The sequence below is a fragment of the Pseudomonas sp. IT-232MI5 genome (genome assembly GCF_949767845.1).
In the GTDB taxonomy this organism is placed as follows: Bacteria; Pseudomonadota; Gammaproteobacteria; order Pseudomonadales; family Pseudomonadaceae; genus Aquipseudomonas.
The window spans coordinates 1-20,340 of sequence record NZ_CATKQE010000058.1 but is presented as its reverse complement, the minus strand read 5'-3'; the positions used below and the strand labels follow the sequence as shown (position 1 = coordinate 20,340).

Here is a 20,340-nt window from a genome sequence, read left to right as displayed (position 1 = left end):
TATGGCGAAGAAGCCGAAGATTCTGCCGAGTGTCGAGTGGCTGGAGCCACGAGTGAAGGCGATGCGGGTGATTAGCCTGCTGAGCTTCTTCGCCCTCGCCGGCCTGCTGGCGGCCTACTATCTGCTGTTCGCCGATCTGCACGGCGCGCGGCCGTGGGTGATTCTGCTGGTCGAGTTGATCCCATGGATCGTGCTCGCCCCGGCAATGATCATGGGCAGCGCCCGCGGGCATTCGTGGATGTGTTTTGTGGTGAATCTGTATTTCATCAAGGGCGCACTGGCGGCGTATGACCCGAACCGGCAGTTGTTTGGTGTGCTGGAGATGGTCGCGAGTCTGGCGGTGTTCTGCTCGGCGCTGCTGTATGTGCGCTGGCGGTATCAGTTGAATCGCAAGCTGGCTGGCGAGGGCGAGATCTCCGTCGCCTGACAGATCGCCATCGCTGGCAAGCCAGCTCCCACAGGGTCTGTGTTGAAACACAATATTGTGATCAATACAAAAAACTGTGGGAGCTGGCTTGCCAGCGATTGGGGCAACTCGGTATCAATGATTCACTGTGTACGCGAGCATCATCGAAATCTGGCTCATCGCCCGCCCGCCGCTCTGCTCGTGCCATTGATTGAACGCATCCTGCACAATCGCCAGATCGCGCTGGCTGGTCGGCACCTTGTCGACGATCCTCTGTGCATTCAGCGCGGCGACCACGTCGTAGCTCGGTACAAACGTGTCCTTGCCGACCATGCGCAAAAACCGTGGCGCCGACAGCCCACCCAGTTGATGACCGTGCTTTTTCAGGTAAGTCCACAGACCGACGATATCGGTCACCGGCCAGTCGGCGATCAACGCACCGAAACTGCCCTTGTCTTTCTCTACATCAAGAATGAACTGCGCATTGCGCGGCACGCTCTTGAGCTTGCCCAGGTGACGGATGATCCGCGCATCCTGCATTAAACGCTCAAGGTGTTCGGCGCTCATCAGCACGACTTTTTCCGGGTCGAACTTGAAGAACACTTCTTCGAAGGCTGGCCACTTGGCGTCGACCAGACTGTGCTTGAGGCCGGCGCGGAACACACGCAGGGCCATGGTCGAGAGGTAGCGGTCGTCGCTGATCTTGCGCAGTTGCGCCGGGGTCTTGGGAACGGGCAGATGGGCTTCCAGTTCAGCCGCCGAACCGAAGCGGTTCAGACAGTATTCGTGCAGCCACTTGTAATCGCGCATGCCCTCTCCTATTGAATAAAGCGAAGAAACCAATGTGGGAGCGAGCCTGCTCGCGAAGTGGGAGTCTCAGTCAACAAATCAGTTGAATGACGCACCGCTTTCGCGAGCAGGCTCGCTCCCACATTTGAAATGTGTTTACAAGTTGACGACGTTGACGAAGCGCGAAGCGGCGGTCTCGTCGATCTTCAGGCTGGTGAAGTCGAACAGGTTGCGGTCGGCCAGTTGCGACGGGATCACGTTCTGCAGACTGCGGAAGATGCTTTCGGTTCGGCCCGGGGTCTTGCGTTCCCAGTCCTGCAGCATTTCCTTGACCACCTGACGCTGCAAGTTTTCCTGCGAACCGCAGAGGTTGCACGGGATGATCGGGAATTCCTTGAGGTCCGAATACGCCTGAATGTCTTTCTCGTTGCAGTACGCCAGTGGACGGATCACTACGTTGCGACCGTCATCGGCGCGCAGCTTCGGCGGCATCGCCTTGAGGCTGCCGTTGAAGAACATGTTGAGGAAAAACGTCTCGACGATGTCGTCACGGTGGTGACCGAGGGCCATCTTGGTCGCGCCGATTTCGTCGGCGAAGGTGTACAGCGTGCCGCGACGCAGACGCGAGCACAGCGAGCAGGTGGTCTTGCCCTCCGGGATCAGCTCCTTGACCACCGAGTAGGTGTCTTTCTCGACGATGTGGTACTCAACGCCCAGCTCTTTCAAATAGGCCGGCAGCACATGCTCGGGGAAGCCCGGCTGTTTCTGGTCCATGTTCACCGCGACGATCTCGAACTTGATCGGGGCAACCTTCTGCAGGTGCAGCAGCACGTCGAGCATGGTGTAGCTGTCTTTGCCCCCGGACAGGCAGACCATGACCTTGTCGCCATCTTCAATCATGTTGAAATCGGCGACCGCTTCGCCGGCCAGGCGGCGCAGGCGCTTTTGCAGTTTGTTCTGGTTGACCGTAAGAGTGCCCATGACGCGAAATCCGTGAGGTGTGACGAAAGGCCGGCATTTTACGCAAAAACCCCGGGGTTGTGGGCACAGGTTGTCGTAGCCCGGAGATGGAACATTTACAGACCCCGAGGCGATTACGCCCTGTTTTTACAGCGCGATTTGCTCTAAGCCCCTAATACCTGTGCGGTTAAGACCTTTCTATACTGCGACATAAGGTCGCACACAATCTGAAGACCTGTATTTGCTCGGCCACCTTGGCCCGTAGGCGCTCCGCTGGGGGGCGATGGCAATAACAAGAGGAGTGACTGGCATGATCCATCACGTAGTGGGACTTTTTACCCACCCCGATCAGGAATGGAAGGAAATCCGTGGCGACCAAGAGGAAAGCATCAGCCACATGTACCTGACACACACGCTGATTCTGGCGGCTATCCCCGCTGTCTCGGCCTTTATCGGCACCACACAGGTCGGCTGGGTAATCGGCAATCGCGCGCCGGTCATGCTCACCGTCGAAAGCGCGATCTGGATGACCGTCATGTCGTACCTGGCCATGCTCGGCGGGGTCGCGGTCATGGGCGCCTTTGTGCACTGGATGGCTCGCACCTACGACGCCAATCCAAGTCTGGCCCGTTGTGTGGCCTTCGCCACCTACACCGCGACACCGTTGTTTGTCGGCGGGCTGGCGGCGTTGTATCCGCACATGTGGCTGGGGATGATCGTCGGCACGGCGGCCATCTGCTACACGGTGTATCTGTTGTACGTGGGGCTGCCGACGTTCATGAATATTCCGTCGGATGAAGGCTTCCTGTTTTCCAGCTCGGTGCTGGCGGTGGGTCTGGTGGTGCTGGTAGCCATCATGGCGTTCACCGTGATCGTCTGGGGGCTGGGCGTTGGTCCCGTCTATACGAACTGACTCGCCAAACCAATCAGAGGCCGCCGCAAGGCGGCCTTGTCGTTTGCCGGATGACCATTCGGCAGCTCGGCGATTCGCAAGTCCGGGGCGTTACGGCATACTCGACGTCTATGGAGATCCATCAAGCATGCCCGAGCAACTCAATACCCGCGTCGAAGACTGTTACCAACTCGCAGAATCCTTTTTCAAACGTTCCTTCCCACGCCCTGTCGTCAGCCTCAAGCTGCGCGGGCAAAAGGCCGGTGTCGCGCATCTGCACGAGAACCTGCTGCGCTTCAACCCGCAGTTATACCGGGAAAACACCGAGCACTTCCTCAAGCAGACCGTGGCCCACGAGGTTGCGCACCTGATCGCCCATCAGTTGTTTGGCGAGCGCATTCAGCCCCACGGCGAGGAATGGCAACTGATCATGCGCGGCGTTTACGAACTGCCGCCGGATCGCTGCCACACCTATGCAATCAAGCGCCGCAGCGTGACCCGCTATATCTACAAATGCCCGTGCGCCGACAGTGATTTCCCGTTTTCGGCGCAGCGCCATAGCCTGGTGCGGCAGGGGCGGCGTTACCTGTGTCGCCGCTGCCGCAACACGTTGGTGTTCAGTGGTGAGATGCGCGTCGAATAGTCAGTTTGTGTCGCCCTGACTGGCCCCATCGCTGGCAAGCCAGCTCCCACAGGTTTAGGTGTCTTACACAGAATCTGTGGACACCTCGAAAACTGTGGGAGCTGGCTTGCCAGCGATGAGGCCAGAACAGGCACTAAAGAATGACTTTGGCCCGGCGCAGCTCTTCAATTTTCGAAGGACTCAACCCCAACTCCGCCAACACCTGATCCGTATGCTGCCCCAACACCGCGCCAACATGCCGCGGCGCCGGCAACGCTTGGGAAAACTTCAACGGACAGGCCATCTGCGCCTGCGTCGAACCATCCCCGCGCGGCACCTGCGTCACCAGTTCCCGCGCCTGCAACTGCGGATGGCGCACCGCCTCACCCAGACTCAATACCGGCTCGACACACGCATCGATCCCGGCAAACATCTCGCACAACTCAGCAAAGTCGTGTTTTTCGAACTCGACCGTCAGCGCGTACTTCAATGCCCGCTGCTGCTCGGGCTTTGAGGACAAGCCCTGCGCCGCCAACTCCGGCCGCCCCAACGCCGTACACAGTTGCTGCATGAACCCCGGTTCCAGACTGCCCACCGACATCCAGCGGCCATCGCGGGAACGGTAATAATCGTAAAAGCTGCCGCCGTTGAGCATCTGGTCTTCCCACGCAGGTTCTTCGCCGCAAGCCAGATAGCCGGCACCGGCCATGGCATTCAGGCTGAACGCGCAATCGGTCATGCTCACATCCAGATGCGTGCCCTGCCCGCTCTGCTGACGCGCAATCACAGCGGCCAACAACCCGATCACCCCGTGCAGCGAACCACCGGCGACATCCGCCACCTGCATGCCCAACGGCAACGGCCCGCTGTCGGCGCGACCGGTGTAGCTGGCCAGCCCCGCCAGCGCCAGATAGTTGATGTCATGCCCGGCGCGGTCCTTGTATGGCCCGGTCTGGCCGTAACCGGTAATCGACACGTAAATAAGCTTCGGGTTGATCGCCTTCAGCGCTTCATAGCCCAGGCCCAGACGCTCCATTACACCGGGACGAAACTGCTCGAGGACGATGTCGTAATCGGCCAGCAACTGCTTGATCACTTCCACGGCTTCAGGCTGTTTCAGATCCAGCGCCAGGCTGCGCTTGTTGCGATTGAGGTAGGCGTGACTGGCCGAGACTCCGCCATCATGTGGCGGCAATACCCGCAGCAGGTCCATGCGCGTTGGTGATTCGATGCGCAGCACTTCAGCGCCCATGTCCGCCAGCAACAACGAGGCGAACGGCCCCGGCAGCAGCGTCGAGAAATCGAGGATTTTCAGTGAGGCCAGCGGTGCGGACATGGGCGAACTCCTTGGGCGATGCACTCAGCCTAGGCAGCGATGCCGTGTACGGCAATCACCGGAAATGTCAGCGGGTATGACCGTTACGCTCAAATCGCAGGCAAGAAAAAACCCGCCGAAGCGGGTTTCTTCAATTCAAGCAGTGCTTACTTCACATTGCTTGGGGTTGGGCCTTCAGCCACACCCAGGTCATCTTCTTCACGCTCGTCGGAGATACCGCGACCGCCCGAGGCCAGCTCGGTTTGCAACTGATCGGTATCCAGCTCCTTGACCCACTTGGCAACCACGATGGTCGCTACAGCGTTACCAACCAGGTTGGTCAGTGCGCGCGCTTCGGACATGAAGCGGTCGATACCGAGGATCAGCGCCAGACCGGCCACCGGCAGGTGACCGACCGCCGACAGGGTCGCTGCCAGTACGATGAAGCCCGAGCCGGTCACACCGGCTGCGCCTTTGGAGGACAGCAGCAATACCAGCAGCAGGGTGATCTGGTGGGTGATGTCCATGTGGGTATCAGTCGCCTGAGCGATGAACACGGCCGCCATGGTCAGGTAGATCGAAGTACCGTCGAGGTTGAACGAGTAACCGGTCGGGATCACCAGACCTACTACGGATTTCTTCGCGCCCAGACGCTCCATCTTGATCAGCATGCGTGGCAGTGCCGATTCCGACGAAGACGTGCCCAGTACGATCAACAGCTCTTCACGGATGTAACGCACCAGTTTAAACACGCTGAAACCGTGAGCACGGCAGATCGCACCCAGCACCACCACCACGAACAGGATGCAGGTGATGTAGAAGCAGATCATCAACTGGCCCAGTTGCACCAGCGAGCCGACGCCGTAAGCACCGATGGTGAAGGCCATCGCGCCGAAAGCACCCAGCGGCGCCAGTTTCATGATCATGTTGATGATGTTGAACATCACGTGGGCGAAGCGATCGATCATGTCCAGCAGCGGACGACCGTACGAACCCAGGCGATGCAGGGCGTAGCCGAAGATCACCGAGAACATCAGCACTTGCAGGATGTCACCGGTGGCGAACGCGCCGACGATGGTGTTCGGGATTACATTGAGGAGGAAACCGACAATGCTCTGGTCTTTACTGGCCGTCACATAAGTGGCGATTTTCGAGGCGTCCAGGGTGGTGACGTCGATGTGCATGCCGGCGCCCGGTTGCACAACGTTGACCACGATCAGACCGATCAGCAGGGCAATGGTGGAAACGATTTCGAAGTACAGCAGCGCGTAGCCGCCGGTCTTGCCCACGGATTTCATGTTCTGCATGCCGGCGATGCCGCTGACAACGGTACAGAAAATGATCGGGGCGATGACCATTTTGATCAGTTTGATGAACCCGTCACCCAGCGGCTTGAGGGCCACACCGGTCTGAGGGTAGAAGTGACCAAGCAGGATGCCGATGGCGATGGCAACGATCACCTGGAAATACAGGGATTTGTACAGTGGCTGACGAGTCGTCATTGCAGGTTTCCTCAAGCGTCCCGCGTGGCAACATCCATCTGTTGGCCGCGAAACCTTAATTGCGAACCCTCCTGCACTGGAGGGATTTGTTGTTGGAGCAGCATTTTCCATCTGGGCCAAACGCACGCTTCTGTGGCTTGTATCGCAAACCTCGTGCCACTTTGGTGCGATTGCCAGCAAGCCTTTTGATATCAGGGGTAACGGGTCTACGGATGTCACCATCCTGTGACTCAGGCGTGGCGGATTTCCGCCAACTCACCGCTTCTCGTCCTACAATTTGGCGGAAATCCGCCTTGTCGATGCGTCCAGCCCGCCGCTACCATCCGGCGCCTGAGGAAGGATCTGCCGCTTATGCGCGAACGCACCATCGCCAGTCATTTTGCCCGTGCCGCTCTCGGTGGCACACGCCGCGTGGGTTTCGATTACTCGGGCCTGCTGCTGCAACTGGGCATCAGCCCGGAATTGCTCGACGAACCTCGCGCGCGCATTGCTCCGGAACAATTCACCCGCTTGATTCAGGGCCTGTGGCTAGCGCTGGATGACGAATACCTGGGTTTCGGCAACGCCGCGAGCAAGCCCGGCAGTTTCGCCATGATGTGCCACGCCTCGATTCACTGCCGCAATCTGGAAAAAGCCCTGCAACGCGGCTTATTGTTTTATAGCCTATTCCCCGAAGCCCCGCGCCTGAGCCTGACGCGCGAAGACGAATGGGTGCGTTTGAGCCTCGATGATTCGCAGATGTGGGACCCGGATCACTTTCTCACCGAGAGTCTGCTGGTGATCTGGCATCGCCTCGGCAGTTGGCTGATCGGCCAGCGGATTCGCCTCGAACAGGCGAGCTTCAGCTATCCGCGCCCCGAGCATGGGGCCGAATATGACCTGTTGTTCCCCTGCCCGCTAACCTTCGGCACCGAGCAAAGCAGCCTTTTATTCCACAGCCGCTATCTGTCTATGCCGCTGTTGCAGGACGAACGCACGCTCAAACACTTCCTCGAACGCTCCCCCGCCGACCTGCTCTCACGTCCCGATGATGGCGACAGCCTGAGCAGTCGCCTGCGTCGTTTGCTCAGCCGTGACAGTGCGAACTGGCCGGATCTGGAAGCGGTGGCGGCGCACTTGCACATCAGCCCGCAGACCCTGCGCCGGCATTTGCGTGAGGAAGGCACGAGTTTTCAGGAGCTGAAGGATCAGTTGCGGCGGGATATCGCCATTTATCATTTGGGGCGGGCGGATCTGTCGTTGCAACAGATTGCCGAGCAGTTGGGGTTTTCCGAACCGTCGGCGTTTCATCGGGCGTTCAAGAAGTGGACGGGTTTGACGCCGGGGGCGTATCGGGCGCAGGAGCAGTGAGACGCCAAATCAAAAGCCCCTCACCCTAATCCTCTCTCGGGGGGAGAGGGGACTGATTGGGGGATACTCGGTAAATACGCCGACCTGCAAGCTCTCTATTGAATCCATATTCGCTGCAAATCGCTCAGGTCGATAATTTTCCAAAGACACTTCGGTCAGTCCCCTCTCCTTCTGGGAGAGGGCAACTCCCAATCACACCGCCGGAAAATGAATCCTGAACGCCGCCCCACCCATCGGCGAATCCCCCAGCGCGAGTTTGGCGTTGTAGCTTTCGATAATATCCTTGACCACCGCCAACCCGATCCCTTGCCCCGGATGCTGGGCATCCAGGCGTTCACCACGCTCGAGGATCCGCGCACGCTGATCCGGCGGCACACCGGGGCCGTCATCTTCGACGCACAGTTCAATCCCGGCCAGAGTCTCACGCACGCTGATACGCACTTCGCCCAGACACAGGCGATAAGCGTTTTCCAGCAAGTTGCCCATCATCTCCAGCAACGCGCCCTGCTCGATCGGCACATAACAGTGTTCAGGCAGATCGAATGCCACACGGACATGCTTGTCGCGGTACACCTTGTCGAGGGTGTCGCACAGGCTTTTCAGCACCGGTTGCAAGCGCACCTGATGTCGCACCAGTCCGCTTTTGCGCAAACTGGCCCGTTGCAGTTGATAGCTGATCTGCTGGCTCATGCGTTCGATCTGACTCTGCAGCACCCACGCTTGATCGCGTTCTTCGGGACGCTGGGCCATGTCCTCGCTAACCCCTTGCAACACCGCCAACGGCGTTTTCAGGCTGTGCGCCAGATCATCGAGGGAATCGCGATAACGACTGCGCTGCTGGCGCTCGCTGTGCAGCAAACGGTTGAGCGAGCCGGTCAGGCGCAGCAGTTCACGTGGATGTTGTTCGGTGAGGCTTTCACGGGTGCCGCCTTCGATTTCGTCGAGTTCCTGACTGAGCCGGCGCAGCGCTTTGAGGCCCCAGGTCAGGCCGATCCACAACAGCGCCAGCAATACCAGTAATGCCGCGCCGAAGCCTAGATAGAGATTTTCGCGCAGGCCTTCGAGGGTGGTTTCGTACTCGCGCACCGGTTGCAGGGCGACGATGCTGAACGCCGCGCTTTTGCCGCCGAGCAGTTTGACTTCGACGTCATAGACGAAGAATTCCTGGCCATTGCTTTCGCGGATCCGCGCGAACTCATTACCGAGCCCGTCGTAGCGCGGTTTGTAGTTGATCTGCTCTTCCTGGGTGGCTTTCGAGCGCCAGACCAGATGCCCCTCGCGATCGTAGATATAGCCGAGCAAACGGAAATCGGTGAGGTTGAAACGCTCATCCGGCAGTTGCGTCGGCATCACCAACCGACCGTTTTCAATGCGCGCGGCAGAAATCAGCGTAGTGACGTCCGAGGCCAGCCGCTGCTCGATCGAGTCTTGCAGCGCCAGGCTGAACGCGCCTTGCATCGCCGGCAGCAAAGCGAGCATGAACAACACCGCCAACGTCGTGGCGGCGAGCATCAAGCGAACGCGAAGAGAACGAATCAAGTGCAGCGCTCATTGAACAGGTAGCCGAGGCCGCGCACGGTGTCGATCGGCTTGAACCCGGCCGGCCCTTCGAGTTTGCGCCGCAGACGGCCGACCAGCACTTCGATGACATTCGGATCGCGCTCGTCGTCGTCCGGATAGAGCTGCTCCATCAAGCGATCCTTGGGCACCACTTGCTGGTGATGACGCATTAGGTATTCGAGGATGCGGTACTCGTAGGCGGTCAGCGCCAGCGGTTGTTCGTCGAGGCTCGCCTGTTTGCGATTGAGGTCGAGCAGCAGCGGGCCGGCAACGATGGTCGACTGAGTGAACCCGCTGGAACGGCGCAGCAAGGCATTCAGACGCGCGTCGAGTTCTTCGAACTGGAACGGCTTGACCACGTAATCGTCGGCGCCGGCGGCGAGGCCTTCGACCTTGTCCTGCCAGTTGCCGCGCGCGGTGAGGATGAGGATCGGGAAGGTCTTGCCGCCCGCGCGCAACTGGCGAATCAGGTCGAGACCGCCCATGCCCGGCAGGCCGAGATCGATCACCGCCAGGTCAAAGTTGAACTGTCCGGTCTGGTACAGCGCCTCCTCGGCATTGGCCACGGACTCGACCACGTGGCCACTTTCCGTCAGGCGGGTTTGCAGGTGATGGCGCAAGAGCGCTTCATCTTCGACGACCAACAGTTTCATAACACTCTCCCGGGCAAATCAGAATCTCCAGTCACACACCTGTGGGAGCGAGCCTGCTCGCGAAGGCGATGGCTCAGTCGACCTCTCATCGACTGAACCGGCGCTTTCGCGAGCAGGCTCGCTCCCACATTGAACCTGCTGGCAACTCCTTAGAAATTGTAGTTGGCCGACAGGTAAGTCTGGGCGCTGCTGGTCAAATCCAGCGAGCCTTGCTTGCTGCCGCCGCTCTCTTTCATTTCAGTGCTGGCGTTGCTGCGCAGGTAACGGTAACCAAGTTCGACCGAGGTGTTCTGCGAGACTTGCTGCAACACACCGAACTGGCCGCCAACCGCATAACCGATGTCACTGTCGCGGCTGTAGCTCGGCGAGTCCTGAGTCAGCTTGGTCAAACCCGCCGTCGCGCCACCGAACAGCTTGGTGCTGCCACCCACCGGGTAGAACAGATCGTAGCTGCCCAACAGGTTTTCCTGACGCAGTTTAATGCCATTGTGCGAACCGGACACGTTGTCGTAGGTGGCGTAGTAGCGACCCTGGCTGTTTTGCTGACCGAGGCGGACGCCGTAGGTGTTGTTGCCGTCGATGGCGCCAGTGGCGTTCGGGTGGTCGAGGTTGTTGTTCAGCGAGTTGGATTTGTTGATCTTGTCACTGGTCTGGCCGAAGGACAGGCCGGCGAAGTTCGAAGTGGTGTCGGCCTGGGCCGCGATACTGGCGCTCATTACGGTCAATGCCAGCAACAGTTTGTTAAAAGTCATGGGTATTTCCTCTTTCACAGTGCTGTTTGGGTATGGCGCAAGGTTACTGACCTTCCCCTGTACCGCCCCTGAACCGTCTCTGAACCCGACCTGAACCAAATGAACTAGGCTGATTTGACCGTTTATTGTCAGGAGATCCGACCATGCGCCTGTTCCTTGCCCTCATTTTGCTGGCCGTCAGCAGCCTCACTCAGGCAGCGATCAAGACCGAGGAAATCCCCTATCAAAGCGCCGATGGCACAAAGCTGATCGGCTACTACGCCTATGACGACGCCATCAAAGGCAAACGTCCGGGTGTCGTCGTAGTGCACGAATGGTGGGGCCTGAACGATTACGCCAAACGCCGCGCACGCGATCTCGCCGCACTCGGCTACAGCGCGTTGGCGATCGATATGTACGGCGAAGGCAAGAACACCGAACACCCCAAAGACGCGATGGCGTTCATGCAGGCAGCGACTCAGGATGCGGCGGCTTCCAGCAAGCGCTTTGAGGCCGGGCTGAATTTGCTGAAGCAGCAGCCGCAGACCGACGCCAACAAAATCGCCGCTATCGGTTACTGCTTCGGCGGTGGCGTGGTGCTCAACGCCGCGCGGCAAGGTGAACCGTTGGCGGGCGTGGTGAGTTTCCACGGCGCGCTGGCGACCAAAACCCCGGCGACGCCCGGCAGTGTGAAAGCGAAGATTCTGGTCGAGCACGGTGCGCTAGACAGCATGGTCACTGCCGACAATGTCACGGCGTTCAAAGCGGAAATGGACAAGGCCGGTGCTGACTATAAATTTGTCAGCCTTGACGGTGCCAAGCATGGCTTCACCAATCCGGATGCCGATCGCCTCAGCCATGGCGAGCACGGTGGCCCGGACATCGGGTACAACAAGGCAGCGGATGAAAAATCCTGGGCGGACATGAAAGCGTTCTTGCAGAAAATCTTTAGCTGAACAGGAACACCGAGGCGCGGCCTTCGCGAGCAGGCTCGCTGCCACAGAGGATCTTCTGGGCGGCATAGATCCAGTGTGGGAGCGAGCCTGCTCGCGAAAGCCGCACCACCGATCTCGACCTTGCCGCGACTAACCGGCAAAATGCCCGCCATGAATCTCACCCCCGCCCTGCCCGCCTGCTGCACCGCACTCGACAGCCACTGGCCGTTGCCGACGGTATTGGCCGACACCGTGCTGCTCAGCACCCACTTCGATCCGGCCCGACTGCTCGGCGATGACTTTCAGCGCAGTGCCGTGGTAGCACCGCCGAGCATTCAGCGTTCGGTGGCCAAGCGGCAGGCGGAATTCCTCGCCGGGCGTATTTGCGCCCGCGCGGCGTTGCGGCAATTGGAAGGCAGCAGCGTTGTCCCAGCGATTGGTGAAGACCGCGCGCCGATATGGCCGGCACATATCTGCGGCTCGATCACCCACAGCACCGGTCGTGCGGCGGCAATTGTTGCCAACAAACGACACTGGCGCGGGCTGGGAATGGATCTGGAAAATCTGCTGAGTACCGAACGTGCCGAGCGTCTGGCCGGGGAGATTCTGACGCCACCTGAAATGCAGCGCATGACGGCCGCCTCGCGAGATCAGTTGGCGTTGCTGGTGACACTGACGTTTTCGGTGAAAGAAAGTCTGTTCAAGGCGCTGTATCCGATCGTGCAGCAGCGCTTTTATTTCGAGCATGCTGAAGTGCTGGAATGGACTGAGGCCGGTGAAGTCCGGTTGCGGTTGTTGACGGACTTGTCTGCCGAGTGGCGCAACGGCACTGAACTGGAGGCGCAGTTCGGGGTGCAGGATGGGCAGTTGTTGAGTCTGGTCAGTATCCACGCCTGAAATCTTTAGCGCCTGTCCGGGCCTCATCGCTGGCAAGCCAGCGATGGGGCCAGCACAATCACCGCAAATACCTAGCGGCGCTCCTGATTCCTCGGCCAACTCAGGCTGAAACACGCCCCACCCAGACTCTTGCTCTTGCCAATGATCGCCCGGCCGTCATGCCAGTGAATGATCCGCCGCACAATCGACAAGCCCAGACCATGCCCGCCCGACGCCCGCGTACGGCTGTCGTCCAGACGCAGAAACGGGGTAAAAATCCGCTCCCACGCGACCTCCGGCACACCCGGACCGTCGTCCTCGACGTCGACGCGACAGCGCAATTGCCCGACCTGATAACTCACCGTCACGTTCGAACGGGCGTGGCGCATCGCGTTGCTCACCAGATTCTGCAGCGCCCGGTGCAGATAGCGCGGCTCGGCTTCGACCCAGGCATCATCGTTATCCGCAGCAGACAGGCACAAACCACGCTGCACGGTGACCTCGGCGCGTAACGGCGCCAGTTCCTCGATCACCTGATTGACCAGTGCATCGAGATCGATGCGCTGGAAGGTCAGCGCCGGCGAACCCTGTTCCAGCCGCGCATAGGTGAGCATTTCATCGACCAGCTTATCGAGGTCTTCGATGTCGTGATCCATGCCTTCACGGTACTTTTCCAGCGCTTGCGGCGTGGTTGCCGAACCGATCATCTCCAGGCCGAAACGCAGGCGTGCCACCGGTGTGCGCAATTCATGGGACACCGCGCGCACCAGTTCGCGCTGAATCGCCAGCAGCTGTTGCAAGTGCTCAGCCATGCCATTAAACGCCGACGCCAGACGCCCGACCGAGTCAGCACCGCGCGCTGGCACACGGGTTTCCAGGCTGCCCTTGGCAATCCGCGTGGCCGCCGCTTCGAGGCCACGCAAACGGCGTTCGAGCTGACGCACCAACAAATAAACGATAAGGCCGATCAGGGTCAGGCCGAGTGCAGCAATCAGCACCAGCCATTCCGGCGGATACGGGTTCATCTGATACAGCGGGCCGATCTCCAGCACCCACGGCGTGCCGACCATGCCGGCAAAGACGCGGATCGAATCGCCGCCCTTGCCCAGCGCCATGACGGTGTCGCCTTCGGCCACGCGGCGGCTCTGGTCTTCGTCCATGTCGGCATCATTCACCGTGACCAGGCGCAGATCGAAACCGAAACCCTTTTCTTCCTTTATCTGCGCGAGGCGCTTGGGCTGTTCGCCGACCGGTACGCGCACCAGTTCATCGGCCAGCAGGTAAATGGTCGCGCGGGCCAGTTGTTCGCTGATCTGCTGCACTTCCCCCACCAGCACCAGTTGCTCTTTGTCGCTGACCATTCGATAGACTTTCGCCGCGTGCGGCCCGGTCTGCTCGACCAGCGCCTGACCACGCTGTACGCGGGTGCGCTGGGACAGATCGAGATCGGTCTCGGCAAACTTCTTCAGCGCCAGCGGAATCCCCAGCAACCGCTCCCACACCAGCAACGCGCGATGGCGCTCGGTTTCGTTCATCGGTTGCAGATTGCCGGCCATCAGCGAGAATGTGCCGTGGGCCAGCCGCTCGCGATATTGCTCGCTGCGCACCTGATTGAGCAGGTTGAGCGCCAGCACGCCGAGCACCGCCACCAGAATGATCGCTGCGCACATGCCGCCGTAGATGCGCAGGAAGATCGAGTTCACAGCGGCAGATCTACGCAGGCTTCAGGCACGAACAGATAACCTTTGCTGCGGATGGTCTTGATCAGGCGCGGATGGTCGGGGTCGTCACCGATTTTCGGGCGAATGCGCGAAATGCGCACATCGATCGAACGGTCCTGACCGTCATAGCCGATGCCGCGCAGTGCGGTGAAAATTTCTTCGCGCGACAGAATGCGCCCGGCGTTGGACACCAGCAGCCAGAGCAGATCGAATTCGGCGCTGGTCAGTTCGATGCCATTGTCGCTCAGCCACGCCTCGCGCAAGGCGTCGTCGACCACCAACGGACCAAATTGCAGACGACGGGATTTCTCGGTGACCGGTTCGGGTGTGTCGCTGCGGCGCAGCAACGCCTGGATTCGCGCCAGCAACAGCCGTGGGCGCACCGGTTTGCACACGTAATCGTCGGCACCGAGGTCAAGCCCCTGGATCTGATCGGCATCGTCGGTGCGCGCAGTGAGCATCAGAATCGGCCCGTCATACTGATTACGCACCTTGCGGCAAATGCTCAGGCCATCTTCGCCGGGCAGCATCAGGTCGAGGATCACCAGATCCGGCTGCTCCTTGATGATCCGCGCCGCCGCCAACGCACCGTTACCTTCGATGTCCACGCGCAGTCCATTGGCTTGCAGGTAGTCGCGCGTCAGTTCGGCCAATCGCTGGTCATCCTCGACGATCAATACCTGAAAGGCTTGTTGCTCCACCGGTGACCTCTACTTTCTATTGTTATTGATAAAAGGAAGGCGATTGCCCAGACACACAATCCCTGTAGGAGCTGTCGAGTGAAACGAGGCTGCGATCTTTTGATCTTGCTTTTCAAGATCAGGATCAAAAGATCGCAGCCTTCGGCAGCTCCTACAGAGGTACGCGATATTTAGCGTGATCCTCCCGTCCTTTTGTCATGTTTCTGGAGGATAACAATGCCTGCGCATGAGCCGATTGTATAAACGGCGTACAGCCAGAACACAAGTCGGTAAATGCGTTCGGACAAGGCGGTTTTTTGTGATAGGGTTCGCGCCCTTAAAAATCCGCTGAAGCGTTTTTCCCGGTGAAAAAACAGTGACAGACGGTCTAGCTCAGCAGGTTCGCGGCCTACACGCATTTTCGAAGTTTCTTACACAATTTACGCACAGGCTTATCCACAGGTAGTACGTTGCAATCCCCCCCTGAAACGCATTATCTTGTAGCCCGAGCGCAAAAAAACCCTACATGTAGGGTTTGACGCTAAAAAACCAAACACAAACCCGGCAGTGAATTCAAGGCTTTTTATTGCCATTGTCTGGTTGAACCAAACGTATTTTCGAAAGCCCAAACCGCGCCTGCGGATGGCTACCGTTTTTGCGCCGATCACGGTGTTTACGGTACGGGTGTTGCAGTGGCGAAACTGCTCCCCGAAAGGAATGCGGTGATACGCGTATCGCGTGAACCGAAGACTTCGGCATGGAAGCGGCGCTCACAAGGCCCTCTTCCTGAACTGTCCCGAAGTCGTTATGCCCGGCGCGTGCCGGTTGTAGTGCTTCAGGACGGAACGGTGGGCACCGTGATGGTGCCCAAACAAACATAGAGAACGTGGAGACACCCATGCAAACCGACACAACTCGCGAGAACCCGCAGGGCACCTTGCCGCAGGCCGCCGATTCGAATTCGGATCTGGCAGCCACCGCGCCTGGTCAACTGCGCGTGATCAAGCGCAATGGCACTGTCGTTCCTTACACCGATGACAAGATCACCGTCGCTATCACCAAAGCGTTCCTCGCAGTTGAAGGCGGCACCGCTGCCGCTTCGTCGCGAATCCACGACACTGTTGCGCGCCTGACCGAACAGGTCACTGCAACCTTCAAGCGTCGCATGCCATCGGGCGGCACCATCCACATCGAAGAAATCCAGGACCAGGTCGAACTGGCCCTGATGCGTGCCGGCGAGCAGAAAGTCGCTCGCGACTACGTGATCTACCGTGACGGTCGTTCGAAAGAGCGCGCTGCCCACGCACCGGCCGAAGAAGCGGTCAACGCTCACCCGTCGATCCGCATCACCCGTGCCGACGGTAGCCTGGCGCCGCTGGACATGGGTCGTCTGAACACCATCGTCACCGAAGCCTGCGAAGGTCTGGAAGAAGTCGACGGCGACCTGATCCAGCGCGAAACCCTGAAAAACCTCTACGACGGCGTGGCCCTGACCGACGTCAACACCGCGCTGGTGATGACCGCCCGTACCCTGGTCGAGCGTGAGCCGAACTACTCGTTCGTCACCGCCCGCCTGCTGATGGACACCCTGCGTGCCGAAGGCCTGGGCTTCCTCGGTGTGGCCGAAAGCGCCACTCACCACGAAATGGTCGACCTGTACGCCAAGGCGCTGCCGGCTTACATCGCCAAAGGTATCGAGTTCGAACTGCTGAACCCTGTGCTGGCCTCCTTCGACCTGGAAAAACTGGGCAAGGCGATCAACCACGAGCGTGATCAGCAATTCACCTACCTGGGTCTGCAAACCCTGTACGACCGTTACTTCATCCACAAGGATGGCGTGCGTTTCGAACTGCCGCAGATCTTCTTCATGCGCGTGGCCATGGGCCTGGCGATCGAAGAGAAGCAGAAAGAAGACCGTGCGATCGAGTTCTACAACCTGCTGTCGTCCTTCGACTACATGTCGTCGACCCCGACCCTGTTCAACGCCGGTACCCTGCGTCCACAGCTGTCGAGCTGCTACCTGACCACCGTGCCGGATGACCTGTCGGGCATCTACCACGCGATCCACGACAACGCCATGTTGTCGAAATTCGCTGGCGGCCTGGGCAACGACTGGACGCCGGTGCGTGCTCTGGGTTCGTACATCAAGGGCACCAACGGCAAGTCGCAAGGCGTGGTTCCGTTCCTGAAAGTGGTGAACGACACCGCCGTTGCCGTTAACCAGGGTGGCAAGCGCAAAGGCGCTGTGTGTGCCTACCTGGAAACCTGGCACATGGACATCGAAGAGTTCATCGAACTGCGCAAGAACACCGGTGATGATCGTCGTCGTACCCACGACATGAACACTGCCAACTGGATCCCTGACCTGTTCATGAAGCGTGTCTTCGATGACGGCAAGTGGACCCTGTTCTCGCCATCCGAAGTGCCGGACCTGCACGACCTGACCGGTAAAGCCTTCGAAGAGCGCTACGAGTACTACGAAGCGCTGACCGAATACCCAGGCAAGGTCAAACTGTTCAAGACCATCCAGGCCAAAGACCTGTGGCGCAAAATGCTCTCCATGCTGTTTGAAACCGGCCACCCATGGCTGACTTTCAAAGACCCGTGCAACCTGCGTAGCCCGCAGCAGCACGTCGGCGTGGTTCACAGCTCGAACCTGTGCACCGAGATCACCTTGAACACCAACAAGGACGAGATCGCCGTTTGCAACCTGGGCTCGATCAACCTGCCGAACCACATCGTCAACGGCAAGCTGGACACCGCCAAGCTGGAACGCACCGTGAACACCGCTGTACGCATGCTCGATAACGTTATCGACATCAACTACTACTCGGTGCCACAAGCGAAGAACTCCAACTTCAAGCACCGTCCGGTCGGTCTGGGCATCATGGGCTTCCAGGACGCTTTGTACCTGCAGCACATTCCTTACGGTTCCGACGCTGCCGTCGAGTTCGCCGACAAGTCGATGGAAGCGGTCAGCTACTACGCGATCCAGGCTTCCTGCGACCTGGCTGACGAGCGCGGCGCATACGAGACGTTCCAGGGTTCGCTGTGGTCCAAAGGCATCCTGCCGCTGGATTCGCAACAGATCCTGATCGAAGCCCGTGGCCAGAAGTACATCGATGTCGACCTGAACGAAACCCTCGACTGGGCACCGGTTCGCGCCCGTGTACAAAAAGGCATTCGTAACTCGAACATCATGGCCATCGCACCGACCGCGACCATCGCCAACATCACTGGCGTCTCGCAGTCGATCGAACCGACCTACCAGAACCTGTATGTGAAATCGAACCTGTCGGGCGAATTCACCGTGATCAACCCGTACCTGGTTCGCGACCTCAAGGCTCGCGGTCTGTGGGACTCGGTCATGATCAACGACCTGAAGTACTACGACGGTTCGGTTCAGCAGATCGAGCGCATCCCGCAAGAACTCAAAGAGCTCTACGCGACCGCGTTCGAAGTGGACACCAAGTGGATCGTTGACGCGGCCAGCCGTCGTCAGAAGTGGATCGACCAGGCCCAGTCGCTGAACCTGTACATCGCCGGCGCATCGGGCAAGAAGCTCGACGTGACCTACCGCATGGCCTGGTACCGTGGTCTGAAAACCACTTACTACCTCCGTGCCCTGGCCGCGACCAGCACCGAGAAGTCGACCATCAACACCGGCAAGCTGAACGCTGTTTCCAGCGGCGGCAACCACGGCGACGATTCGGTTCTGGCAGCACCTGCCGGTCCTGCTCCAGTGCCAAAGGCTTGCGCGATCGACGAGCCGGATTGCGAAGCTTGCCAATAAGCTGAGCTGAATCAGGCGTTGCGAGACGCCTGATACTCTCCGGGCAAAAGAAACCCCCGACAGACTTCTGGTGTGTCGGGGGTTTTCTTTTGTCTGGAGTAAATATTGAAGCAAAAAAAACGGCGAAACCTGAATGCAGGCTTCGCCGTTTTTATGCATGCAACGCCTTTGTCAGACTGCGAATGACTCGGACATCGCCTGTCCTACGACAGGAATGGTGAAGGACTCACCGTTGTTGGTGAAAAAGGTTTCAATGGTATTACCGCCCTTGTACCAGTCCTTCAGGAACACGCCGGAGTCCAAGTTGCCGCTTTGCAGATCGGCGGCATTGAAGACGTAGGCGCCAAGATCGTTCTGGACGATCCGCACATCACTGACACTCTGAATGTTCTTGAGGGTGACGGTATCAACCCCCGATGTGCCTGTGTCCTGAATGCCTACCATGGTTTTCGAGTACACGACATAGGCATCACCACCCTCACCGCCCAAGGCATCACCCGAGCCGCGCAAGTTCAACGTATCAAAACCTGCACCACCCTGGAGTTCATAGCCGTAACCGGTACCCGTCAAGGTATCGTTGCCGTCACCACCATAGGCAATCCCGGCCGACACGGTGATGTTGTCGTTGCCTGCCTCACCATAAAGAACACTGCCAGTATCGTTATCGGCACTACGCATGGTGTCATTGCCGTTACCGCCGTAGAGCGTATCAGCCTGGACACCACTGATAGCTGTTGGCCCGAAAGCGCCGATATCAGTGACCGTATAGCCGTAAATAAAATCATCACCCTCGCCGCCGTAGATAATGTCGTTACCCGCACCACCCTCAAGCTTGTTCGAATAGGCGTTGCCAGTCAGCGTGTCATTGAATGCCGATCCCATCAGGTTATCGATGTTGATCAACACGTCACCTTGAGCGTCGCCTCCTGCGACTGTGCCATCCAACAAGTTGATCTGAACGCCACCAGTACTGGTCAAGTACCAAGCGCCATCACCTCGACCAACCCCCGTCAATAGATCCGCACCAGCGCCACCGACGAAATTCTCCGCCCCTGCCGCGCTGCCGGTAAAGCTGTCGGCCTGCGCCGTGCCCTGGAATATTTCGATCGACGTGTAAATATCGCCAGCGGCAGCCCCGGTGAAAACAGGCGCCCCCAAATCCAGGGTGATACCCGCAGTTTCGCTGGCAAAACTCACCAAATCCATACCACTACCACCGTTGAAGCGATTGACTCCCGCATCCCCGACAAACGCATCACCAAAGTTCGAACCAATGATCGCTTCAATATTGGTGTAAACATCGCCGGCAGCAATTCCGGTGTGGATCCCCGTTTTAGTATTGATGCTCACGCCCTTGTCGGCATCGGCATAACTGACCGTATCAAAACCATCTCCACCAATGAGTTGGTCCGCCCCTGCACCACCGAACAGCGTGTCATCGCCAGCCCCGCCCGTGATGATGTTGTCGGAAGCATTGCCGTATGCAGTGAAATTGCCAGTCCCGGTGAAGTTCAGGCGCTCGATTTCCACGCTCAATCGGTAGGTATTTTGGTTA

17 protein-coding genes are annotated in these 20,340 nt (G+C 59.0%); 7 read left to right on the top strand and 10 right to left on the bottom strand.

All coding sequences use genetic code 11. From position 1 onward, the window contains the following. The first annotated feature begins 1 nt into the window (after position 1). Positions 2 to 427 (top strand): DUF2069 domain-containing protein, encoded by a 426-nt coding sequence (locus tag ACM6JQ_RS23345; RefSeq protein ID WP_007917509.1) that lies wholly within the window; start codon positions 2 to 4, stop codon positions 425 to 427. Positions 428 to 541: 114 nt separating this feature from the next. Here the strand turns inward: ACM6JQ_RS23345 and ACM6JQ_RS23340 are convergent, their stop codons facing one another. Together ACM6JQ_RS23340 and ttcA are read right to left on the bottom strand one after the other, a co-directional pair. Continuing rightward, entirely contained in the window at positions 542 to 1,216 is a 675-nt protein-coding gene (locus tag ACM6JQ_RS23340; protein ID WP_414894743.1) for a DNA-3-methyladenine glycosylase I, read from the bottom strand. Positions 1,217 to 1,351: 135 nt separating this feature from the next. Continuing rightward, on the bottom strand, positions 1,352 to 2,176 hold the full coding sequence (gene ttcA, locus ACM6JQ_RS23335; RefSeq protein ID WP_007917513.1) for a tRNA 2-thiocytidine(32) synthetase TtcA: 825 nt from the start codon (positions 2,174 to 2,176) through the stop codon (positions 1,352 to 1,354). Positions 2,177 to 2,465: 289 nt separating this feature from the next. On the opposite strand from ttcA, the gene ACM6JQ_RS23330 reads away from it, so the two are divergent. Both ACM6JQ_RS23330 and ACM6JQ_RS23325 read left to right on the top strand, forming a co-directional pair. After that, positions 2,466 to 3,068, top strand: coding sequence for a Yip1 family protein (locus tag ACM6JQ_RS23330; RefSeq protein WP_007917515.1), 603 nt, complete (start codon positions 2,466 to 2,468; stop codon positions 3,066 to 3,068). Positions 3,069 to 3,195: 127 nt separating this feature from the next. After that, positions 3,196 to 3,690 carry a SprT family zinc-dependent metalloprotease gene (locus ACM6JQ_RS23325; protein ID WP_007917517.1) on the top strand — a complete coding sequence of 165 codons (495 nt, stop codon included), beginning with the start codon at positions 3,196 to 3,198 and terminating at the stop codon, positions 3,688 to 3,690. Between the two features lie 133 nt (positions 3,691 to 3,823). Here the strand turns inward: ACM6JQ_RS23325 and ACM6JQ_RS23320 are convergent, their stop codons facing one another. Both ACM6JQ_RS23320 and ACM6JQ_RS23315 read right to left on the bottom strand, forming a co-directional pair. Beyond that, positions 3,824 to 5,005 carry a CaiB/BaiF CoA transferase family protein gene (locus ACM6JQ_RS23320; RefSeq protein WP_095114434.1) on the bottom strand — a complete coding sequence of 394 codons (1,182 nt, stop codon included), beginning with the start codon at positions 5,003 to 5,005 and terminating at the stop codon, positions 3,824 to 3,826. Positions 5,006 to 5,151: 146 nt separating this feature from the next. Then, positions 5,152 to 6,486 (bottom strand): dicarboxylate/amino acid:cation symporter, encoded by a 1,335-nt coding sequence (locus ACM6JQ_RS23315; protein ID WP_007917521.1) that lies wholly within the window; start codon positions 6,484 to 6,486, stop codon positions 5,152 to 5,154. A gap of 351 nt (positions 6,487 to 6,837) precedes the next feature. Between ACM6JQ_RS23315 and ACM6JQ_RS23310 the strand changes: the two genes are divergently transcribed. Further along, entirely contained in the window at positions 6,838 to 7,836 is a 999-nt protein-coding gene (locus ACM6JQ_RS23310) for an AraC family transcriptional regulator (protein WP_414894742.1), read from the top strand. A 192-nt stretch (positions 7,837 to 8,028) separates the two neighbouring features. On the opposite strand, the gene ACM6JQ_RS23305 is transcribed toward ACM6JQ_RS23310, so the two are convergent. The 3 genes from ACM6JQ_RS23305 to ACM6JQ_RS23295 all read right to left on the bottom strand — a co-directional run bounded on the left by ACM6JQ_RS23305 (position 8,029) and on the right by ACM6JQ_RS23295 (position 10,801). Beyond that, positions 8,029 to 9,375 (bottom strand): ATP-binding protein, encoded by a 1,347-nt coding sequence (locus tag ACM6JQ_RS23305; RefSeq protein ID WP_038367433.1) that lies wholly within the window; start codon positions 9,373 to 9,375, stop codon positions 8,029 to 8,031. Then, a complete protein-coding gene (locus ACM6JQ_RS23300) occupies positions 9,372 to 10,049 on the bottom strand; it encodes a response regulator transcription factor (RefSeq protein WP_007917525.1) in 678 nt (225 codons plus the stop codon). The genes ACM6JQ_RS23305 and ACM6JQ_RS23300 overlap by 4 nt, the downstream gene beginning before the upstream one ends. Positions 10,050 to 10,198: 149 nt before the next feature. Then, positions 10,199 to 10,801: a membrane protein gene (locus ACM6JQ_RS23295; protein WP_007917526.1), complete on the bottom strand. Its 603-nt coding sequence runs from the start codon at positions 10,799 to 10,801 to the stop codon at positions 10,199 to 10,201. A gap of 143 nt (positions 10,802 to 10,944) precedes the next feature. On the opposite strand from ACM6JQ_RS23295, the gene ACM6JQ_RS23290 reads away from it, so the two are divergent. Together ACM6JQ_RS23290 and ACM6JQ_RS23285 are read left to right on the top strand one after the other, a co-directional pair. Then, positions 10,945 to 11,736: a dienelactone hydrolase family protein gene (locus tag ACM6JQ_RS23290; protein WP_007917527.1), complete on the top strand. Its 792-nt coding sequence runs from the start codon at positions 10,945 to 10,947 to the stop codon at positions 11,734 to 11,736. Between the two features lie 150 nt (positions 11,737 to 11,886). Continuing rightward, positions 11,887 to 12,612 carry a 4'-phosphopantetheinyl transferase family protein gene (locus tag ACM6JQ_RS23285; RefSeq protein ID WP_007917528.1) on the top strand — a complete coding sequence of 242 codons (726 nt, stop codon included), beginning with the start codon at positions 11,887 to 11,889 and terminating at the stop codon, positions 12,610 to 12,612. Between the two features lie 71 nt (positions 12,613 to 12,683). Here ACM6JQ_RS23285 and ACM6JQ_RS23280 read toward each other — a convergent pair whose 3' ends face one another. Beyond that, positions 12,684 to 14,294, bottom strand: a complete 1,611-nt coding sequence (locus ACM6JQ_RS23280; RefSeq protein WP_007917529.1) for an ATP-binding protein — start codon at positions 14,292 to 14,294, stop codon at positions 12,684 to 12,686. Next, positions 14,291 to 15,013 carry a response regulator gene (locus tag ACM6JQ_RS23275; protein ID WP_414894741.1) on the bottom strand — a complete coding sequence of 241 codons (723 nt, stop codon included), beginning with the start codon at positions 15,011 to 15,013 and terminating at the stop codon, positions 14,291 to 14,293. The genes ACM6JQ_RS23280 and ACM6JQ_RS23275 overlap by 4 nt, the downstream gene beginning before the upstream one ends. A gap of 877 nt (positions 15,014 to 15,890) precedes the next feature. Between ACM6JQ_RS23275 and ACM6JQ_RS23270 the strand changes: the two genes are divergently transcribed. Beyond that, positions 15,891 to 18,785 carry a ribonucleoside-diphosphate reductase subunit alpha gene (locus tag ACM6JQ_RS23270; protein WP_095114529.1) on the top strand — a complete coding sequence of 965 codons (2,895 nt, stop codon included), beginning with the start codon at positions 15,891 to 15,893 and terminating at the stop codon, positions 18,783 to 18,785. Positions 18,786 to 18,956: 171 nt separating this feature from the next. Here the strand turns inward: ACM6JQ_RS23270 and ACM6JQ_RS23265 are convergent. Beyond that, a partial coding sequence (locus ACM6JQ_RS23265) for a calcium-binding protein (protein ID WP_414894740.1) occupies positions 18,957 to 20,340 on the bottom strand: 1,384 nt, incomplete at its 5' end.

Coding starts and splice junctions, on each gene's coding strand:
- ACM6JQ_RS23345 (WP_007917509.1), top strand. CDS start 2: ATGGCGAAGAAGCCGAAGATTCTGCCGAGTGTCGAGTGGCTGGAGCCA.
- ACM6JQ_RS23300 (WP_007917525.1), bottom strand. CDS start 10,049: ATGAAACTGTTGGTCGTCGAAGATGAAGCGCTCTTGCGCCATCACCTG.
- ACM6JQ_RS23340 (WP_414894743.1), bottom strand. CDS start 1,216: ATGCGCGATTACAAGTGGCTGCACGAATACTGTCTGAACCGCTTCGGT.
- ACM6JQ_RS23285 (WP_007917528.1), top strand. CDS start 11,887: ATGAATCTCACCCCCGCCCTGCCCGCCTGCTGCACCGCACTCGACAGC.
- ACM6JQ_RS23330 (WP_007917515.1), top strand. CDS start 2,466: ATGATCCATCACGTAGTGGGACTTTTTACCCACCCCGATCAGGAATGG.
- ACM6JQ_RS23320 (WP_095114434.1), bottom strand. CDS start 5,005: ATGTCCGCACCGCTGGCCTCACTGAAAATCCTCGATTTCTCGACGCTG.
- ttcA (WP_007917513.1), bottom strand. CDS start 2,176: ATGGGCACTCTTACGGTCAACCAGAACAAACTGCAAAAGCGCCTGCGC.
- ACM6JQ_RS23325 (WP_007917517.1), top strand. CDS start 3,196: ATGCCCGAGCAACTCAATACCCGCGTCGAAGACTGTTACCAACTCGCA.
- ACM6JQ_RS23310 (WP_414894742.1), top strand. CDS start 6,838: ATGCGCGAACGCACCATCGCCAGTCATTTTGCCCGTGCCGCTCTCGGT.
- ACM6JQ_RS23290 (WP_007917527.1), top strand. CDS start 10,945: ATGCGCCTGTTCCTTGCCCTCATTTTGCTGGCCGTCAGCAGCCTCACT.
- ACM6JQ_RS23270 (WP_095114529.1), top strand. CDS start 15,891: ATGCAAACCGACACAACTCGCGAGAACCCGCAGGGCACCTTGCCGCAG.
- ACM6JQ_RS23295 (WP_007917526.1), bottom strand. CDS start 10,801: ATGACTTTTAACAAACTGTTGCTGGCATTGACCGTAATGAGCGCCAGT.
- ACM6JQ_RS23315 (WP_007917521.1), bottom strand. CDS start 6,486: ATGACGACTCGTCAGCCACTGTACAAATCCCTGTATTTCCAGGTGATC.